The following is an 18111-nucleotide window of genomic DNA, read 5'->3' on the forward strand; positions in this document are numbered from 1 at the left end:
GCGGGCAGGACTCCTATCTTGCCGGGTCGCACACGGATCCGGCGCGTAGTCTGAGCGGATGAGCACAGTACTCGGGATGCCCGGCATCCGCCCCCGTCCTCGGGGAGCCGAACTGCCGGCGGACCGGCCCGAGACGCCGCTCCTCATCGACACCCACGGACGCGCGGCCGACGATCTCCGCATCTCGCTGACCGACCGCTGCAATCTGCGCTGCACCTACTGCATGCCGGCGGAGGGGCTGCCCTTCCAGCCGCCCGCGGCCCTGCTCACCCGCGACGAGATCGTGCGGCTCGCCCGCATCGCCGTCGAGCAGTTCGGCGTCCGGCAGATCCGCTTCACCGGCGGGGAGCCGCTGCTGCGCAAGGACCTCGTCGACATCATCCGCGGTGTCGCGGCCCTCGAGCCGCGCCCCGAGATCTCGCTGACGACCAACGCGATCGGCCTGTCCGGCCGGGCGGCGGCGCTCGCCGAGGCGGGGCTCGACCGCGTCAACGTCTCGCTCGACTCCATCTGCGCCGAGACGTTCGCGAAGGTCACGCGGCGCCCCTTCCTCGACCGCGTGCTCGCCGGCATCGACGCCCTGGCGCCCGCGGGCCTGAAGCAGACGAAGATCAACGCCGTGCTGCTCCCGGGCATCAACGACCTCGAGGCGCCCGAGCTGCTCGCGTGGGCGCTCGCCGGCGGGCACCAGCTCCGCTTCATCGAGCAGATGGCCCTCGACGCCGACCACGGCTGGGACCGCGCGACCATGATCACGGCCGAGCGCATCCGCGAGCTGCTCTCGGAGCGCTTCGCGCTGAGCCCGCACCCCGCGCCCCGTGACGGCGCCCCCGCCGAGCTGTTCGACGTGCACGCCCGCGAGGGCGGTCCGCTGCTCGGGCAGGTGGGCATCATCGCCTCCGTCACCGAGCCGTTCTGCGGCGACTGCCGCCGCACGCGCTTGACCGCCGAGGGCGGGGTCCGCAGCTGCCTCTTCTCGAACGAGGAGACCGATCTGCTCGGCCCGATGCGCGCCGGCGTCGACGACCACCACGTCGCCCAGCTCTGGCGCGGCGCGATGTGGGCGAAGCCCGCCGGGCACGAGATGAACCGTGTCGGGTTCGTGCAGCCCGAGCGCACGATGAGCGCGATCGGCGGATGAACGTGCGGGTCCGCTACTTCGCCGCGGCGAAGGCCGCCCTCGGCCGCGCGTCGGACGAGTTCGACGGCGTCCCCGATCTCGCCGCCCTCGAGTCGCGCCTGGTCGAGGCGACTCCGTCCGCCGCCGCTGTTCTCGGCCGATGCACCTACCTCGTCGACGGGGTGTCGACGACGGACCGCGCGACCGCGCTGCGCGCGAGCGCCGCGGTCGACGTGCTGCCGCCGTTCGCCGGAGGTTGAGCGGTCAGCTCCGCAGCGCCGCCGCCCCGCCCACGAGCGAGTCCGCGCTGATCCCGGCGGCCGCCGCTCGGTCGGCCGCGATCCGCGACCGCACGCCCGACGCGCAGTAGAGGACGAGCGGCCCGGCCGGCAGGTCCGCCGGATCGAAGCGCGACATCGGCAGCCGCAGGGCGCCGGGCACCGCGATCGAGCGGTCCTCGGAGTCCTCGCGCAGGTCGACCACGGTGAGCGGCGCGCCGCCCGCGAGCCGTGTGCGCAGCTCCTGGGCGGTCACGGCTCCCGCGACCGCCGCCGGGGCCGGTACGTCGGGCACCCGGCGCTCCAGCGGCAGCTCGGTCCAGGAGCCGTCGAGGGCGTCGTGCACGACGACGCGGCCGAGGAGCGGAGTCCCGACACCGGTCACGAGCTTGACGACCTCGCTCGCCATGGCCGATCCGATCGCGGCGCAGAGGGAGCCGAGCACGCCGACGCTCGCGCAGCTGTCGGCCGCGTCCTCGGCCTCGGGGTGCAGCGCGCGCAGCGTCACGCCTCCGCCCGGTGCCCGAGACCAGAAGGTCGAGAGCTGGCCGTCGAAGCCCAGCGCCGAGCCCCAGACGTGCGGCACGCCCGCGCGGGTGGTCGCGTCCGAGGCGAGGTAGCGCGAGCCGAAGGTGTCGAAGCCGTCCACGACCACGTCCCAGGCGGCGACGAGTGCGTCGGCGTTCGCGGCGGTGAAGGAGACGGGGAAGGCGCGGGCGTCGATCCCGGGCGAGAGGCGGCGCGCGGTCGCGACCGCCGACTCCGCCTTCGAGTGCCCGACGGAGGAGTCGTCGTGCGCGGTCTGCCGCGCCAGGTTCGACGGCTCGACCACGTCCGCGTCGACGACGCCCAGCCGGCCGACGCCCGCCGCGGCGAGCGCCGTGATCACCGGCGATCCGATGCCGCCCGCTCCCAGCACCAGCACGCGGGCGTTCCGGAGGCGGCGCTGCCCGAGCTCGCCCAGCGGGGAGAGGCGGATCTGCCGCGCGAAGCGCTCCTGCTCCGCGGCGGTGAGCGGCGGGCCCGGTTCGACCGGCAGCGTCGGGGCGGAGGGGAGCGGAGGAGTCACCGCTCCAGTGTGCACGCCGCGGGGCGCGAGAGCCCCGCCTCCGCGGAACGGCAGCACTCGTCCAGTACCGTGGGGAGCGTTTTTCGACAGGAGCGAGGCCGGCGGGTGCATCTGAAGAGCCTGACCCTCAAGGGGTTCAAGTCCTTCGCTCAGCCGACCACGTTCGCCTTCGAGCCGGGGGTGACCTGCGTCGTCGGCCCCAACGGCTCGGGCAAGAGCAACGTCGTCGACGCGCTCGCCTGGGTGATGGGGGAGCAGGGGGCGAAGACCCTCCGCGGCGGCAAGATGGAGGACGTCATCTTCGCGGGCACCTCCACCCGCGGTCCGCTCGGCCGCGCCGAGGTCGCCCTCACGATCGACAACACCGACGGCGCCCTGCCGATCGAGTACACCGAGGTCACGATCACCCGGACGCTCTTCCGCAACGGCGGCAGCGAGTACGCCATCAACGGGCGCTCCTGCCGTCTGCTGGATGTGCAGGAGCTGTTGAGCGACTCCGGCCTCGGGCGCGAGATGCACGTGATCGTGGGGCAGGGCCAGCTCGACGCCGTCCTGCACGCGACCCCGGAGGAGCGCCGCGGCTTCATCGAGGAGGCCGCCGGGATCCTCAAGCACCGCCGTCGCAAGGAGAAGACGCTCCGCAAGCTCGAGGCGATGCAGACGAACCTGACGCGCCTCTCCGACCTCGCCGGCGAGATCCGCCGCCAGCTCAAGCCGCTCGGGCGCCAGGCCGAGGTCGCCCGTCAGGCGCAGACCATAGCCGCAGTGGTGCGCGACGCCCGTGCTCGCCTGCTCGCCGACGACGTCGTGACCCTGCGGACGGCCCTCGACGGCTTCGCGCGCTCCGAGAGCGAGCGGCACGGCGAGCGCATCGTGCTGCAGGAGAAGCTCGAGCAGGCGACGCTGCGGATGGCGCGGATCGAGTCCGAGATGGTGGGCGACGCCGTCGACGACGCCCGCCGCATCACCTTCGAGCTCGAGTCGGTGCAGGAGCGGCTGCGCAATCTCGCCGCGCTCGCGAACCAGCGGCTCGCGCTGCTCGAGGCCGAGTCGGAGCAGCCGCAGGTGCAGCCGCGCGTGACGCCGCAGCTCCTGCGGGAGGCGCACGACGAGCTCGAGCGGCTCCGGCGGGCCGTGCTCGACGCCGAGGAGGCCTGGACGGGGTCGCAGAAGGACACCGTCCGCGCCCGGCAGGCGCTCGACGCGCTCGACGACGAGATCGCCGCGCAGTCCGCCCTCGTCTCCCGGCACGACCTCGAGATCTCGCAGCTCAGCGGGCAGGCCGACTCGGCGGCCTCCCGGCTCGCCGCCGTCCGCGGCGAGGTGCTTCGCGCGCAGAACACCCTCGACTCCGCCGTGCAGCGCCGGGACGCCGCGGAGCGCCAGCTCGACGCCCTCGAGGACGAGATCGGCGAGGCGGGCGGCGGCACCGACGGCGCCCTCGACGAGAGCTACGAGCTCGCGCAGTCGGCCGTGTTCGAGGCGGAGGGCGAGATCGAGCGACTGCGCGAGGAGCTGCACGCACTCGAGCGCGAGCGCGACGGGCTCGCCGCCCGCACGAGCGCTCTGTCCCTCGCGCTCGACGTCTCGGACGGCTCGTCCGAGCTCCTCGCCGCGCGGCTCGACGGAGTCGACGGGCGCGTCGCCGAGCGGATCCAGGTGCGGCCCGGCTACGAGGCCGCCGCGGCCGCCGCGCTCGGCACCCTCGCCGACGCGGTCCTCGCGGACGGGGCGGCCCACGCCGAGGCGGCGCTCGACGAGGCGGTCCGCCGAGACCTCGGCCGGGTCGAGCTGCTCGTGGGAGCGTCCTCGCGGCCGCCGCTCGATCTCGCCGTGCCCGACGGAGCGACGCGGGCCCGCGATCTCGTCACCGGCCCTCCCGCCGTCCTCGCCCTGCTCGAGCAGGTCGTCGTCGTCGACGATCTCGCCGCGGCCCGCCGGATCTGGCCCGGACTGGCCGGTCACGGGCATCCGATCACCGTCGTCACCCGCGACGGCGCCACCGTCTCGGACTTCGTCCTGAGCGGCGGCGCGGGCGGGCAGCGCAGCCGCCTCGAGCTCGTCTCGGAGCGCGACGCGGCCGACTCCGCCCTCGAGGGGATCGTGGGACGGATCGACCGGCTCCGCTTCGACCTCGCCGAGCAGACCGGAGCCCTCAAGGGCGCCAAGGAGCAGTCCCGCCTCGCCCTCGCCGCCCTGCGCGAGCACGACTCCGCTCGCGCCGCGCACACGGAGCGGCTCGGGCGCGTCCGCGCCCAGCACGAGTCGGCCGTCGCCGAGCTCGGCCGCGGCGAGAAGGCGCTCGCGATCGCGTCCGACCGGGTCGGCGACGCCGAGCGCGCCGCGCAGAAGGCCAGGAGCGAGCTCGACACCGCGCGCTCGCGTCCGCGCCCGATCCTCGACGTCAGCGGACGCGACGCGCTGCAGCAGGGGGTCGACGCGGCCCGGGAGCGCGAGATCGAGGCGAGGCTCGGAGTCGAGACCGCCAAGGAGCGCGTGCGCGCCGAGCAGTCCCGCGGCGAGGCGCTCGCCCGCCAGCTCGCCGCCGACCGGGCCGCCGCCGACGAGGCCGCCCGCCGTGCCGTGATCCGCCGCCGTCAGCACGAGGCCGCGGCCGACGTGGCCGGCGCGATCCCGGCGGTCCTCGCCTCCGTCGACCGGTCGGTGCAGCAGGCGCGGGGCGAACTCGTGCAGGCCGAGGCCGCCCGCTCGCAGCAGAACGAGGAGCTGCAGGGGCTCCGCCGTCAGGAGTCGACCCTGCGCGAGCGACTGCAGTCGGTGACGGAGAGCGTGCACGGGCTCGAGCTGCAGATCTACGAGAAGCGACTGCAGCTCTCGGGTCTGCTGGAGCGAGCGGGGTCCGAGCTCGGACTGGTCGAGGACGTGCTCGTCGCCGAGTACGGGCCCGAGGTCGGCGTGCCGGACGAGGCGAGCGAGGAGGCGGACGCTCCGACGCGCCCCTTCGAGCGGGGCGAGCAGCGCCGCCGACTCGAGAAGGCCGAGAAGCAGCTCGCCCAGCTCGGCCGGGTGAACCCGCTCGCGCTCGAGGAGTTCGCCGCGCTCGAGCAGCGCCACGTCTTCCTCACCGAGCAGCTGACCGACCTCACCAACACCCGCCGCGACCTGCTCCTCATCATCGAGGAGCTCGACGAGACGATGCAGACGGTCTTCGCCTCGGCCTTCGACGACACGCAGGCCGCCTTCGCCGACGTCTTCCCCGTGCTGTTCCCAGGAGGAACGGGCAGCATCCGCCTGACGGACCCGGACGATCTGCTCACCACCGGGATCGAGGTCGCGGTGCGGCCCGCGGGCAAGAAGATCGAGCGGCTCTCGCTGCTCTCGGGTGGTGAGCGCTCGCTCGCCGCGGTGGCCTTCATGGTCGCGATCTTCAAGTCGCGGCCCAGCCCGTTCTACATCATGGACGAGGTCGAGGCGGCGCTGGACGATGCGAACCTCGGCCGGCTGCTGACGATCTTCCAGGACCTCCGCACCTCGAGCCAGCTGATCGTGATCACGCACCAGAAGCGCACGATGGAGATCGCCGACGCCCTCTACGGCGTCTCGATGCGGCAGGACGGAGTCTCGGCCGTGGTCGGCCAGCGCGTGCAGGCCCCCGCCGACTGACCCGTGCCCCTTCGCCCTGCCGGTCGAGCAGCCGCGCAGCGGCGCGCCGTGCCGGTCGAGTAGCCGTAGCGGCGCACCTCGCTGGTCGAGTAGCCGCGCAGCGGCGTATCGAGACCCGCCGCCCCCGGCCGTCGTCGATCTCGACACGCTCACGGTGCGGCTCCTCGATCGGCAGCAGGGGGCGACCGCCCTCGCGCCGCCGGCGCCCGCCCCCGCCGGTACCCTGGAGCACATGGCTGAACGCACCTCCTGGTCGCTCGGCCGCGCACTGCGCGGCCTGTTCGAGAAGCGCACGATCGACGACCAGACGTGGGACGACCTCGAGACCGCGCTCATCACCGCCGACTTCGGTCCCGACATCACCGAGGAGATCGTCGAGGACCTCCGCGCGAAGGTGGAGCGCTACAGCACCACCGACCCGCGCGACCTCCAGCGCATGCTCCGCGAGTCGCTCGAGGAGCGGCTGTCGAAGTACGACACGACCCTCAAGCTCAGCGAGCGCCCGGCCGTGATCCTCGTCGTCGGCGTGAACGGAGTGGGCAAGACCACGACCATCGGCAAGTTCGCGAAGTTCCTCCGCAACTTCGACCGCAGCGTCGTCGTCGGTGCGGCCGACACGTTCCGCGCCGCCGCCGTCGACCAGCTCGCCACCTGGGCCCAGCGCGCCGACGCGCAGATCGTGCGCCCGCAGCAGGAGCGCCAGGACCCGGCCTCGGTCGCCTTCCAGACCGTGCAGTTCGCGAAGGACAACGGAGTCGAGATGGTCATCATCGACACCGCCGGCCGCCTGCACACCAAGGGCGGGCTGATGGACGAGCTCGGCAAGATCAAGCGCGTCATCGAGAAGCAGGCCCCCATCTCCGAGATCCTGCTCGTGCTCGACGCCACGACGGGTCAGAACGGCCTCAGCCAGGCCGAGGCCTTCATCGAGCACGCCGGGGTGACGGGCCTGGTCATCACGAAGCTCGACGGCTCGGCGAAGGGCGGCTTCGTCCTCGCCGTCCAGGAGCGCACGGGGATCCCGATCAAGCTCGTCGGCCAGGGCGAGGGCATCGGCGACCTCACCGGCTTCACCCCGCACGTCTTCGCCCAGCAGCTCGTCGGCTGAGCGCCGATGCGCTCGGCGTCCCGCGGCCACGCGAGATGCCACTCCGGTACGCGACACGCCGGGCTAGGCGGACCGAACCGGCATCTCGCGGTGCCGCCGACGGTCACACCGCCTGCGAGAACCCCAGTGCCGCGTCGGCCAGGTGCCGCAGGTGCTCCGGCACCGGCCGCCCCTTCGACTCCATCGACTGCGCCCACAGGCGGCCCGCCCGGTAGGAGGAGCGCACGAGCGGACCCGAGAGCACGCCGAGGAACCCGATGTCCTCCGCCTCCTCCTTGATCGCGATGAACTCCTCCGGGTGCACCCAGCGGTCCACCGGCAGGTGCCGCGGCGTCGGCCGCAGGTACTGCGTGATCGTCAGCAGGTCGGTGCCCGCGTCGTGCAGGTCCTGCAGAGCCTGCGAGATCTCCTCGCGCTCCTCGCCCATGCCCAGGATGAGGTTCGACTTCGTGATCAGTCCCGCGTCGCGCCCCTGGGTCAGCACGTCCAGCGAGCGCTCGTAACGGAACGCAGGGCGGATCCGCTTGAAGATCCGCGGCACCGTCTCGACGTTGTGGGCGAACACCTCCGGCCGTGCGTCGAACACCCGGCCGAGGTGCTCGGGGCGCCCGGTGAAGTCGGGCACGAGGATCTCGACGCCCGTGCCGGGGCACTGGGCGTGGATCTGCCGGATCGTCTCGGCGTAGAGCCACGAGCCCTCGTCCGCGAGGTCGTCGCGGGCGACTCCGGTGACCGTGGCGTAGCGGAGGTTCATCCGCGCCACGGACTCGCCCACGCGCCGCGGCTCGTCGGCGTCGTAGTCGGCCGGCTTGCCGGTGTCGATCTGGCAGAAGTCGCAGCGCCTTGTGCACTGGGCGCCGCCGATCAGGAAGGTGGCCTCGCGGTCCTCCCAGCACTCGAAGATGTTGGGGCAGCCGGCCTCCTGGCAGACCGTGTGCAGCTCCTCGCTCTTCACCAGCGACTGCAGCTGCCGGTACTCCGGGCCCATCGTCGCCTTGGTCTTGATCCACTCGGGCTTGCGCTCGATGGGAGTCTCGGCATTGCGGATCTCGAGCCGGAGCAGCTTGCGTCCGCCCACCTCGGCGCTCACGCGGCCACCACCGTCGCCTGCTCGACCGAGAACTCGAGCGAGCACTCGCGGAACCGCCGATCGACCAGGGCGCGCACCGCATCCATCGGCACGGCGCTCCCCGTCTCGCGCTCGAGCGTCGTCACTCCGGCGTCCGAGATGCCGCAGGCGACGATGCGGGAGTAGGGCTCGAGGCTGTTCGAGACGTTCAGAGCGAAGCCGTGCATCGTCACGCCCCCGGCGACCCGGATGCCGATGGCCGCGATCTTGTCCGCGCCGAGCGGCCGGCGGATCCAGACTCCCGAGCGTCCGTCGATGCGCTCGCCCGCGACGCCCAGATTGGCGAGCACGGCGATCAGCATCCCCTCGAGCGAGCGCACATAGGCGACCACGTCGACCGGTTCGCGCAGCCGCACGATCGGGTAGCCGACGAGCTGACCCGGTCCGTGCCAGGTGATCCGTCCGCCGCGGTCCACATCGACGACGGGGGAGCCGTCGACCGGGCGCTCGTGCGCCTCCGTCCGCTTGCCCGCCGTGTAGACGGACGCGTGCTCGCAGAGCACCAGCACGCCGTCGCGCCCCGCGACGACCTCGTCGTGGAGCCGGCGCTGCAGCTCCCAGCCGTCGCGGTAGTCCAGGGGATCGGCGGAGTCGCCCGCCAGCAGAGTCTCGATCACGTCGCCACCCTAGACGCATTCCTGCACTGAGCCCAGTTAATCCGTACGAGCGGTGGCAGAACCGGGCGCCCCGCGGCTCCGGTAGAATTCCGGGCATCATGGCTACTTTCGGCACCCTCTCCGATCGACTCGTCGAGACCTTCAAGAACCTGCGCACGAAGGGCAAGCTCTCGGCCTCGGACGTCGACGGCACCGTCCGCGAGATCCGGCGCGCGCTGCTCGACGCCGATGTGGCGCTGGACGTGGTCAAGGCCTTCACCGGGAAGGTGCGCGAGCGCGCGCTCGGCGACGAGGTCAACAAGGCGCTGAACCCCGCGCAGCAGGTCGTCCAGATCGTCAATGAGGAGCTCGTCGCTATCCTCGGCGGGCAGTCCCGCCGGCTCGAGTTCGCGAAGCGACCGCCGACCGTCATCATGCTCGCGGGCCTCCAGGGCGCGGGCAAGACGACGCTCGCCGGCAAGCTCGGCAAGTACCTCGGCAAGGACGGGCACACTCCCCTCCTCGTCGCCGCCGACCTCCAGCGCCCGAACGCGGTGCAGCAGCTGCAGGTCGTGGGCGAGCAGGCCGGAGTCGCGGTCTACGCTCCCGAGCCCGGCAACGGAATCGGCAACCCGGTCAAGGTCGCGCAGAACGCGATCAGGTTCGCCGTCGACAAGCAGTACGACACGGTCATCATCGACACCGCCGGCCGCCTGGGCGTCGACGCCGACATGATGAAGCAGGCGTCCGACATCCGCCGCGTCACGAACCCCGACGAGGTCCTCTTCGTCATCGACGCCATGATCGGCCAGGACGCGGTCGCCACCGCCAAGGCCTTCCAGGAGGGCGTCGACTTCACCGGAGTCGTCCTCTCGAAGCTCGACGGAGACGCGCGAGGCGGAGCGGCGCTGTCGGTCGCCTCGCTGACCGGGCGTCCCATCCTCTTCGCCTCCACCGGCGAGGGCCTCGACGACTTCGAGCAGTTCCACCCCGACCGCATGGCGAGCCGGATCCTCGACCTCGGCGACGTGCTGACCCTCATCGAGCAGGCGCAGTCCGCGTTCGACGAGGACGAGGCGCGCAAGGTCGCCGAGAAGATCATGAGCGACTCGTTCACGCTCGACGACTTCCTCGGTCAGATGCAGCAGCTGCGCAACATGGGCTCGATCAAGAAGATGATCGGCATGCTCCCGGGCGCGAAGGGCATGCGCGAGCAGCTCGACCAGTTCGACGAGCGCGAGATCGTGCGCACCGAGGCGATCATCCAGTCGATGACCAAGGCCGAGCGGATCAATCCCAAGCTCCTCAACGGCTCTCGGCGCCTGCGCATCGCGCGCGGTTCCGGCATGACCGTCACCGACGTCAACCAGCTGGTGCAGCGGTTCGAGCAGGCCGCGAAGATGATGAAGACCGTCGCCAAGGGCGGCATGCCGAACGTGCCCGGCATGGGCCCCGTGCCCGGAGCCGGCTACCAGGGCCGCCCGAAGCCGCAGAAGAAGAAGTCGTCGAAGTCGGGCAACCCGGCCAAGCGCGCGGCCGAGAACGCGGCGATCACCTCCGGCCCCCGCCCCGGCGACGCCGGCGGCTCGGGCTTCGGTCTCGGTGGCGGCAAGGGCGCGCAGGCGCAGCCGACCCCGGAGGAGCTGGAGCAGCTGCAGAAGTTCCTCGGTCGATGACCGTGCGGCGGAGTCTCGCCGCGGCGGCTCTCGCGGCCGTCGCCGTGCTCGGGGTCACCGGGTGCGCCGAGACGTCCGGCGCCGAGGCGATGTCGGCTCCGGCTCCCGAGGAGCTGGTCGGGCGGTGGATCACCGGGGTGGCGTACGAGTCGCCCGAGGTGCCGTTCCTGCTCATCGCCGACGACGGCACGTGGACCGGCTCCGACGGCTGCAACGGCGTGCAGGGGGAGTGGGCGATCGACGACGAGGGAGCGCTCAGCGTCGACGCCGGCCCGAGCACGTTCATCGCCTGCGACGGCGTCGCGCTGCCGACGATCTTCGCGGAGGCGTCGATGGCCGCGATCGACGGCGGTCGCCTCCGCCTCTTCGACGACGAGGGCGCGACCACCGTCAAGCTCGCCCGCTCGACGGTCGACGAGGCCCCGAGCGAGGCTCCGGACCCCGCCGGCGAGTAGCGACCACCGCTCCGTCGGCGGGGGCCCCTCCCCGCTGATCGAGCAGCCCGCGCGGCGGCGCGTCCCTTGCTCGTTGAGCAGCCCGCGTACCGGTGCACCCCTTGTTGATCGAGTAGCCCTCGCAGAGGGCGTATCGAGATCCCTGTGCACCGGCGTCGGCGGGTCTCGATACGCGCCTGCGGCGCTACTCGACCAGCAGGACTTGTCCGCTGGTCGCGTGGATCGCTCGCATGGATGGCGCAGCGGGGCCGTGCCCTGCTGATCGAGTAGCCCGCGTAGCGGGCGTATCGAGATCCCTGTGATCCAGCGTCTGCGGGTCTCGATACGCGCCTGCGGCGCTACTCGACCAGCAGGGGGGTGTGTCTGACGCTCAAGCAACTCGCGCAGCAGGCGCCCCGTGCGGGTCGGACGGCCCGCGCAACGGGCGTCTCGAGATCCCGGGGCCCTCCGTCACCGCCGAGGTCTAGCGTGGTGGGCATGACAACCACCACCGCGCGCCCGGTCCGCATCGGCGTCCAGATCGCCCCCCAGCACGTCTCCTACGAGGTCATCCGCGACACGCTCGCCGAGCTCGAGGACCTCGGCGTCGACATCGCCTTCAACTGGGACCACTTCTACCCGCTCTCCGGCGAGCCCGACGGCCTGCACTTCGAGGGCTGGAGCATGCTCGCCGCCTGGGCCGAGCAGACCAGCCGCATCGAGTTCGGCCCGCTCGTCACCTGCAACAGCTACCGGAATCCCGACCTGCTCGCCGACATGGCCCGCACCGTCGACCACATCAGCGCCAAGGGCGCCGAGGGGCGCCTGATCTTCGGCATCGGCTCCGGCTGGTTCGAGCGCGACTACCAGGAGTACGGCTACGAGTTCGGCACCGCCGGCTCCCGTCTGGACGAGCTCTCCGAGGCGATGCCGCGCATCCGGAGCCGCTGGGGCGTGCTCAACCCCGCTCCCACCCGCGAGATCCCCGTCATGATCGGCGGCGGCGGCGAGAAGAAGACGCTGCGCATCGTCGCCGAGCACGCCGACATCTGGCACAGCTTCTCGGACGTCCCGACCCTGGAGCGCAAGCTCGGCGTCCTCGGCGACTGGTGCGGGACGGTCGGCCGCGACCTGTCGGCGATCGAGGTGTCGACCGGAGTGAACATCCCCGCCGAGGGCGGCGACGGAGCGTTCGCGGTCGCCGACCAGCAGCACGAGCTCGGAGCGCGCCTGTTCACGCTCGGCATCAGCGGACCCGACATCGACCTCGCGCCGGTGCGCGAGCTCCTGTCGTGGCGCGACGGCAAGAACAGCACGACCCGCTGATCCGGTGAGGGGCGGGCGGCGTCCGGGCCGCCCGCCCCTACTCGTCGCGAGTGGGCGCGGAGTCGATCGGCACGCTCTCGCCGAGTCCCGCCTTCTGCGCGGCCAGCGCGAACGCCTCCGCCAGCGCGAGCTGCCCGGCCTCGGTCGGATGCACGCCGTCCCCGGCGAGGAGGCCGTCGGTCCTCAGCGGGTCCGGGTACTCGAGCGCTGCGCCTCCGACCGACGCGACGGCGTCGACCAGGGCGGCGTCGTACGCGTCCAGATCGCCGGGCCGCGGGTCGGGCCCCCAGACGGAGTCGAGCGCGATCAGCCGCGCCGACGGCACGGCGCGGGCGATCGCGTCCACGGCCGACGGGATCGCGGCGACCACGTCGTCGGCGGGAGTCCCGAGATCGTTGCTGCTCGCGACGACGATCACGACGTCCGGCGACGTCGCGGCGATGTCGTCCGCTCGGTCGCCGATCGGCTCGCCGCAGACGCCGGGGCGCACGAAGCCGCCTCCGTCGCAGCCGAGGTTCGTCACCGTCCAGCCGAACGCGTCGCCGACGAGCGCCGGCCAGGCGGCCCCGGCCTCGAGCCCGTAGCCCCTGACGATGCTGTCGCCGACCACGGTGACCCTCGACCCGGCCGGGATCGATCCGCCCACCTCCAGCGGGGCGGGGTCCTCGGCAGCGGGAGCGCCGGCGTCGGAGGAGGGCGCGCGCGTCGTCGAGGGCGCGGCCGTCGCGGAGGGCTCGGCCGAGGGCGGCGCCGCGGAAGAGCACCCCGCGAGAACGAGCACGAGCACTCCTATCGCGGCGAGCCGCCGCGTCGCGGTCATGCCCGCGGGTCCCGCAGCCCGTCGCGCAGCTCGCCCGCGAGCGCCCGCACGACGGCGCGGAGGTCGCCGTCGTGGGCCGCGGCGACCCGCAGCTGCCGCTGGTAGCTCGCTCCCGCGACGAGGATCAGCTCGACGTCGGCGAGCTCCTTCGCGCAGTCCAGGCGCTCCGCGACCGGAGCGAGCGTCACGAGCAGGTCGCGGATGTCGTCCGTCACCAGGCGCTCGGCGCCCGCGCTGTCGAGGATGATCTCGGCGTCCAGGCCGTACCGGGCGGCCCGCCACTTGTTCTCGCGCACGTACCAGGGCTGCATCGTCGGCAGGTCCTCGCCGTCGTCGAGCCGGGTGGACAGGTGCTCGACGAGGCACTGGATGAGCGCGGCGACGGCGCCGATCTCCTCCGCCGAGGAGAGCCCGTCGCAGGCGCGCATCTCGAGCGTCCCCCACTGCGGCGAGGGGCGGATGTCCCAGCGGACCTCGGTGTGGTCGTCGATGACGCCGGTGCGCATCATGTCGTCGACGTACTCCTCGTAGTTCGCCCAGGCTCCGAACTGCGGCGGGAGGCCGGCGGTCGGGAGCTGCTGGAACATGAGCGCGCGGTTGGAGGCGTAGCCGGTGTCGACCCCGCCCCAGAACGGGCTCGACGCCGAGAGCGCCTGGAGGTGCGGGTAGTAGTCGAGCAGGGAGTTCAGGATCGCGAGCACCTTGTCGCGGTCCTCGATCCCCACGTGCACGTGGATGCCCCAGATCATCATGTTGCGGCCCCACCACTGGGTCCGGTCGATGAGCCGGTGGTACCGCTCCTTGTCGGTGATGCTCTGGTCGTACCACTGCGCGAACGGGTGGGTGCCGGAGCAGACGAGGTCCAGGCCCATCGGATCCGTGATCTCGCGCACCTGGCGCAGCTGGTCCTGCAGATCGGCGACGGCGTCGCCCACCCGCGTGTGCACACCGGAGACCAGCTCGACGGTGTTGCGCAGCAGCTCTCCGGTGATGCGGGCGTGCGGCTCGCCGTCCTCGCCGCGCAGGGCCTCCAGCACGACGTCGGCGACGTTGGCGAGGTCCCCCGTCTGCCGGTCGACGATCGCGACCTCCCACTCGATCCCGAGCGTGGAGCGGTCGGACTGGGCGAAGCTGATCTCCATGGCGTCGTCTCCGTCGATCCGGCGTCCACCGGGTCGGGACGCGCGGGTCCCATCGTCCCACGAGTCGCCGGGACGGGGCCGAGGGCGGGACCGGGGGCCTCTGCGCGTCCTCCGGTGGGGCGAGCCGCATGTCGCAGCCGCACGCCGGGGTTTTTTCTGGCAGAATGATCTGTCGGGTCCGAGGCGGTCGACCCTCTACTCACCGCCGAAGAAACCCCCTCGAGCTTCCGGCCGGGTGTGCACCCCACGCTCACGGCTCAGTTCATCCATCATCGACCTCTCGAGGTCAACGACCACACAGGAGAATTGTGGCTGTCAAGATTCGTCTGAAGCGCCTGGGCAAGATCCGGGCGCCCTACTACCGCATCGTCGTCGCCGACTCGCGCACCAAGCGCGACGGCCGCGTGATCGAGGAGATCGGCAAGTACCACCCCACCGAGGAGCCCTCGTTCATCCAGGTCGACTCGGAGCGTGCGCAGTACTGGCTCGGAGTCGGCGCGCAGCCGACCGAGCAGGTCGCCGCGATCCTCAAGCTGACCGGCGACTGGGGCCGCTTCAAGGGCGACGCCGACGCCGTCAGCACCGTCAAGGTGAAGGAGCCCAAGGCCCCCTTCGTCATCGACGCGAAGAAGAAGCCCGTCCTCAAGCCCAAGACCGAGGCTCCGGCCAAGGCCGCCCCGGCCGAGGACACCGCCGACGAGACCTCGACCGAGGCGTAGTCCATGCTGGCTCCCGCCGTCGAGCACCTCGTCAAGGGGATCGTCGAGAACCCCGATGAGGTCCGTGTCGTGGCGACGGGCTCCCCACGCGGAGAGGTCCTCGAGGTGCGCGTGCACCCCGAGGACCTCGGCCGCGTGATCGGACGCTCCGGTCGCACCGCCAAGGCCGTCCGCACCCTGGTCGCCGCTCTCGCCGACGGCCGTCGCGTCCGCGTCGACGTCGTCGACACCGACAAGTAGAGGTGTCGACTCCCGAACCGGGCACGACGCAGCTCCGCGTCGCCCGACTGACCAAGGCCCACGGCCTCAAGGGCGCGATCAAGCTCGAGCTCTACACCGATGAGCCCGACAAGCGCTTCACCCCCGGATCCACGTTCACGTTGCAGGTGCCCCGCACCTCCGAGTGGCACGGGAGGAAGCTCGAGCTCGTCGAGCTGCGCTGGTACAACAGCCACCCCGTCGCGTTCTTCAAGGGCGTCGACGACCGCAGTGCCGCCGAGACGCTCCTCAAGGCGATCCTCTGGATCGACGAGGAGGTCCGCACCGAGCCGGGCGACGACGACTCCTGGTACGACTACCAGCTCGTCGGCATGAAGGTCGTACGCGACGGCGCCGAGGTCGGCACCGTGCGCCGCGTCGACCACTTCCCGGCCCAGGACCTGCTCATCGTCGCGACGCCCTCCGGCGAGGTCATGGTGCCGTTCGTCACCGCGATCGTGCCGTCGATCGATCCCGTCGCCGGGATCGTCACCGTCACGCCCCCCACCGGCCTCTTCGAGGAGGTCGTCGAGGTGGAGCCGGCCGAGGTCGACCTCTCGCACGTCGACCTCTCGGACCCGGCCCTCGCGACGCCGGCCGAGGACGAGGAGTCCGACGCCTCCGCAGAGGACGACTCCGACACTCCTGCTCCGGACGCCGCCTCGCCGGACGACGAGGCGACCGCGGAGGACGCCCGGTCGTGAGGATCGACATCGTCACGATCTTCCCGGAGTTCTTCGGGGTGCTCGACATCAGCCTGCTCGGGCGCGCTCGCGCGAGCGGGCTGATCGAGCTCGGCGTGCACGATCTGCGCTCGTTCACCCACGACCGGCACCGCACCGTCGACGACACGCCCTACGGTGGCGGCGCCGGCATGGTGATGCGGCCGGAGCCGTGGGGGGAGGCGCTCGACAGCATCCTCGAGGCCGACGCCAGCGCGGATCCGCTCGTGATCTTCCCTTCGCCCGCCGGCGAGGTCTTCACGCAGGCCACCGCCCGGCAGCTCGCCGACGAGAAGGCGCTCGTGTTCGGCTGCGGCCGCTACGAGGGCATCGATCAGCGCGTCGTCGACCACACCGCCACGCGCGCCCGCGTGCGGATGATCAGCCTCGGCGACTACGTGCTGAACGGCGGCGAGGTCGCCGTCATGGCGATGATCGAGGCCGTCGGCCGCCTGGTGCCCGGCGTCGTCGGCAACCCCGCGAGCCTCGTCGAGGAGAGCCACTCCGACGGCCTGCTCGAGTACCCCGGCTACACCAAGCCTGCGTCCTGGCGCGGCCTCGACGTGCCTCCGGTGCTGCTCAGCGGCAACCACGCAGCGATCGCCGCCTGGCGTCACGAGCAGAGCGTCGAGCGCACCCGCCGCGTGCGCCCCGAGCTGCTGCCCTAGGGGCTGCTGGACGCGGGATCGCCGTCGAGAGCACGCGTGTCCGACGGACCCTGCGTCCTCGCCGGCCCGTGCGCGCTCCGTGCCGCGAGGTGCCGCTCGCGGACCGCGAGGAACAGCGGGAAAGCGAAGGCGAGTGCGACGAGCGGCGCGAGCAGCACGTAGACCCACAGCCGCGTCATCCCGAGCCGTCGTCCTTCGGCGACGATGAGCGCGACCGCCGCGATCGCGACGATCAGCAGATCGGTCGTGAGCGAGGACACCGCCGGTCCGCCGTCGAACCAGGCCCCGAGGAAGTCCACGCTCTCGAGCACCGCGCGGATGTTGTGCGTCCAGGTGCCGACGAGACCGAGGACGGCGAGGACGAGGTAGACCAGCGCCAGCGGCGTCCAGCCCTTCAGCAGACGGGTCATCGGGAGACCTCCGGGGTACGGGAGCGGGCGAGCACGACGGCGGTGCCGACGAGGAGGAGACCGGCGAGCACGAGGCCGGCGGTGAGGGTGAGCGGATCCGGGGCGACGATCGACTGCCCCCGGAGCGCCTGCCAGCAGGTGATTGCGACGACACCGGCCCAGCCGGCCGCGGCGAGGACGAGCAGGCGGGCGCGCACGGCCTCCTCGCCGAGGACCGGCAGGCGTCGTCCGAGCAGGCGGAGGCCGATGGCCAGCAGAGGCAGCCCCTGCAGAGCGTGCATCCCGAGGAAGTGCGGGATGCGCAGGTCCCCGCCCGTCGTGCTCCAGCCGAGCAGCGGGAGCCCCGGGCCGCCGTCGGCGACGCCGACCGCGTGCGCGCCGACGACTCCGCGGTAGTCCGCGAGCTGGTCGGCGGTCGGCCCGGTTATGAGGAAGGCGAGCGCCATCCCGATCAGGCCGATGACCAGTCCCGCTCGGACGGCGATGGTCAGCGCGCCGTCGCCGAGGGGCACCCGGGCCAGGAGGAGCGCCAGTACGAGCGTGGCGAGCCAGACGACCACGATCGAGACGGCCATGGTCGTCCACATCACCGAGTGCAGGGGAGTGCTCACGTCGAAGTGGCTCGCGGCTCCGACCAGCGCCGCACCGCCGATGACGACCATCTCGACGACGAGTCCCGCGGTGGCGACGGTGCCGAGGATCCGCCCGAGCCTGCGGCGGCGGGGGAGCAGCCCGATCAGCCAGGCGAGGGTGAGCGAGTAGACCGCGATCGAGAGGCAGAACTTCAGCGGCTTCGCCCAGAGCGACTGGCCGCCGAGCTCGCGCGGGTCGATCAGGAGGGCGACCGCGCAGAGGACGGTTCCGACGCCCATCGCGATCGCGAGAGCGAGCAGGGGGCGGTGCGGGCGGGCGACCGCGTCGGCGACGGGCGCCTCGCGCACGGCGGTCATCGCGCTGCTCCCGTCGAGTCGTCGACCGGCGCGAACCGGCGCTGCGTCTCGCGGGCCTGCGC

The 18111-nt window shown here is 72.4% G+C and carries 18 protein-coding genes; 11 read left to right on the forward strand and 7 right to left on the reverse strand.

Annotation, left to right across the window (positions count from 1 at the left end; genetic code table 11):
• Positions 1-58: 58 nt before the first annotated feature.
• Positions 59-1141: a GTP 3',8-cyclase MoaA gene (moaA, locus tag NB037_RS09445; RefSeq protein ID WP_251945404.1), complete on the forward strand. Its 1083-nt coding sequence runs from the start codon at positions 59-61 to the stop codon at positions 1139-1141.
• Positions 1138-1380, forward strand: a complete 243-nt coding sequence (locus NB037_RS09450) for a MoaD/ThiS family protein (protein ID WP_251945406.1) — start codon at positions 1138-1140, stop codon at positions 1378-1380. Before moaA ends, NB037_RS09450 begins: the two co-directional genes overlap by 4 nt.
• Positions 1381-1384: 4 nt before the next feature.
• Here the strand turns inward: NB037_RS09450 and NB037_RS09455 are convergent, their stop codons facing one another.
• On the reverse strand, positions 1385-2467 hold the full coding sequence (locus NB037_RS09455; protein WP_251945407.1) for a ThiF family adenylyltransferase: 1083 nt from the start codon (positions 2465-2467) through the stop codon (positions 1385-1387).
• A 105-nt stretch (positions 2468-2572) separates the two neighbouring features.
• Between NB037_RS09455 and smc the strand changes: the two genes are divergently transcribed.
• Entirely contained in the window at positions 2573-6091 is a 3519-nt protein-coding gene (gene smc / locus NB037_RS09460; protein WP_251945408.1) for a chromosome segregation protein SMC, read from the forward strand.
• Positions 6092-6323: 232 nt separating this feature from the next.
• A complete protein-coding gene (gene ftsY / locus NB037_RS09465) occupies positions 6324-7199 on the forward strand; it encodes a signal recognition particle-docking protein FtsY (RefSeq protein ID WP_251945409.1) in 876 nt (291 codons plus the stop codon).
• A gap of 103 nt (positions 7200-7302) precedes the next feature.
• Here the strand turns inward: ftsY and lipA are convergent, their stop codons facing one another.
• Positions 7303-8289, reverse strand: a complete 987-nt coding sequence (lipA, locus tag NB037_RS09470) for a lipoyl synthase (protein ID WP_251945410.1) — start codon at positions 8287-8289, stop codon at positions 7303-7305.
• Positions 8286-8945 carry a lipoyl(octanoyl) transferase LipB gene (gene lipB / locus NB037_RS09475; RefSeq protein WP_251945411.1) on the reverse strand — a complete coding sequence of 220 codons (660 nt, stop codon included), beginning with the start codon at positions 8943-8945 and terminating at the stop codon, positions 8286-8288. The genes lipA and lipB overlap by 4 nt, the downstream gene beginning before the upstream one ends.
• A gap of 98 nt (positions 8946-9043) precedes the next feature.
• Here lipB and ffh point away from each other — a divergent pair, with 98 nt between their 5' ends.
• The 3 genes from ffh (at position 9044) to NB037_RS09490 (ending at position 12360) form a co-directional block, all read left to right on the forward strand.
• Positions 9044-10600 carry a signal recognition particle protein gene (ffh, locus tag NB037_RS09480; protein ID WP_251945412.1) on the forward strand — a complete coding sequence of 519 codons (1557 nt, stop codon included), beginning with the start codon at positions 9044-9046 and terminating at the stop codon, positions 10598-10600.
• Positions 10597-11055 carry an META domain-containing protein gene (locus NB037_RS09485; protein ID WP_251945413.1) on the forward strand — a complete coding sequence of 153 codons (459 nt, stop codon included), beginning with the start codon at positions 10597-10599 and terminating at the stop codon, positions 11053-11055. The genes ffh and NB037_RS09485 overlap by 4 nt, the downstream gene beginning before the upstream one ends.
• A 477-nt stretch (positions 11056-11532) precedes the next feature.
• The gene (locus NB037_RS09490; protein WP_251945414.1) at positions 11533-12360 is read left to right on the forward strand and encodes an LLM class F420-dependent oxidoreductase; all 828 of its coding nucleotides are present in this window, start codon (positions 11533-11535) and stop codon (positions 12358-12360) included.
• Positions 12361-12397: 37 nt separating this feature from the next.
• On the opposite strand, the gene NB037_RS09495 is transcribed toward NB037_RS09490, so the two are convergent.
• Together NB037_RS09495 and NB037_RS09500 are read right to left on the reverse strand one after the other, a co-directional pair.
• Positions 12398-13180 (reverse strand): SGNH/GDSL hydrolase family protein, encoded by a 783-nt coding sequence (locus tag NB037_RS09495; protein ID WP_251945415.1) that lies wholly within the window; start codon positions 13178-13180, stop codon positions 12398-12400.
• Complete coding sequence (locus NB037_RS09500; RefSeq protein WP_207402360.1) at positions 13177-14322, reverse strand: glutamate--cysteine ligase; 1146 nt, start codon at positions 14320-14322, stop codon at positions 13177-13179. The genes NB037_RS09495 and NB037_RS09500 overlap by 4 nt, the downstream gene beginning before the upstream one ends.
• Before the next feature lie 308 nt (positions 14323-14630).
• On the opposite strand from NB037_RS09500, the gene rpsP reads away from it, so the two are divergent.
• From rpsP to trmD, 4 genes are read left to right on the forward strand one after another with little or no spacing between them, the layout of a single operon-like run.
• Entirely contained in the window at positions 14631-15041 is a 411-nt protein-coding gene (gene rpsP / locus NB037_RS09505) for a 30S ribosomal protein S16 (RefSeq protein ID WP_207402359.1), read from the forward strand.
• 3 nt (positions 15042-15044) lie between these two features.
• Positions 15045-15281: an RNA-binding protein gene (locus tag NB037_RS09510; protein ID WP_207402358.1), complete on the forward strand. Its 237-nt coding sequence runs from the start codon at positions 15045-15047 to the stop codon at positions 15279-15281.
• Positions 15282-15283: 2 nt separating this feature from the next.
• On the forward strand, positions 15284-16003 hold the full coding sequence (gene rimM, locus NB037_RS09515; protein ID WP_251945416.1) for a ribosome maturation factor RimM: 720 nt from the start codon (positions 15284-15286) through the stop codon (positions 16001-16003).
• Positions 16000-16689, forward strand: a complete 690-nt coding sequence (trmD, locus tag NB037_RS09520; protein WP_251945417.1) for a tRNA (guanosine(37)-N1)-methyltransferase TrmD — start codon at positions 16000-16002, stop codon at positions 16687-16689. Before rimM ends, trmD begins: the two co-directional genes overlap by 4 nt.
• Here trmD and NB037_RS09525 read toward each other — a convergent pair.
• Positions 16686-17099 (reverse strand): DUF2834 domain-containing protein, encoded by a 414-nt coding sequence (locus tag NB037_RS09525; protein ID WP_251945418.1) that lies wholly within the window; start codon positions 17097-17099, stop codon positions 16686-16688. The genes trmD and NB037_RS09525 overlap by 4 nt on opposite strands.
• The coding region (locus NB037_RS09530; protein ID WP_251945419.1) for a hypothetical protein at positions 17096-18111 on the reverse strand (1016 nt) is incomplete at its 5' end. The genes NB037_RS09530 and NB037_RS09525, both read right to left, overlap by 4 nt.

The organism is Rathayibacter rubneri (assembly GCF_023743255.1).
GTDB classification, from domain to species: Bacteria; Actinomycetota; Actinomycetes; order Actinomycetales; family Microbacteriaceae; genus Rathayibacter; species Rathayibacter rubneri.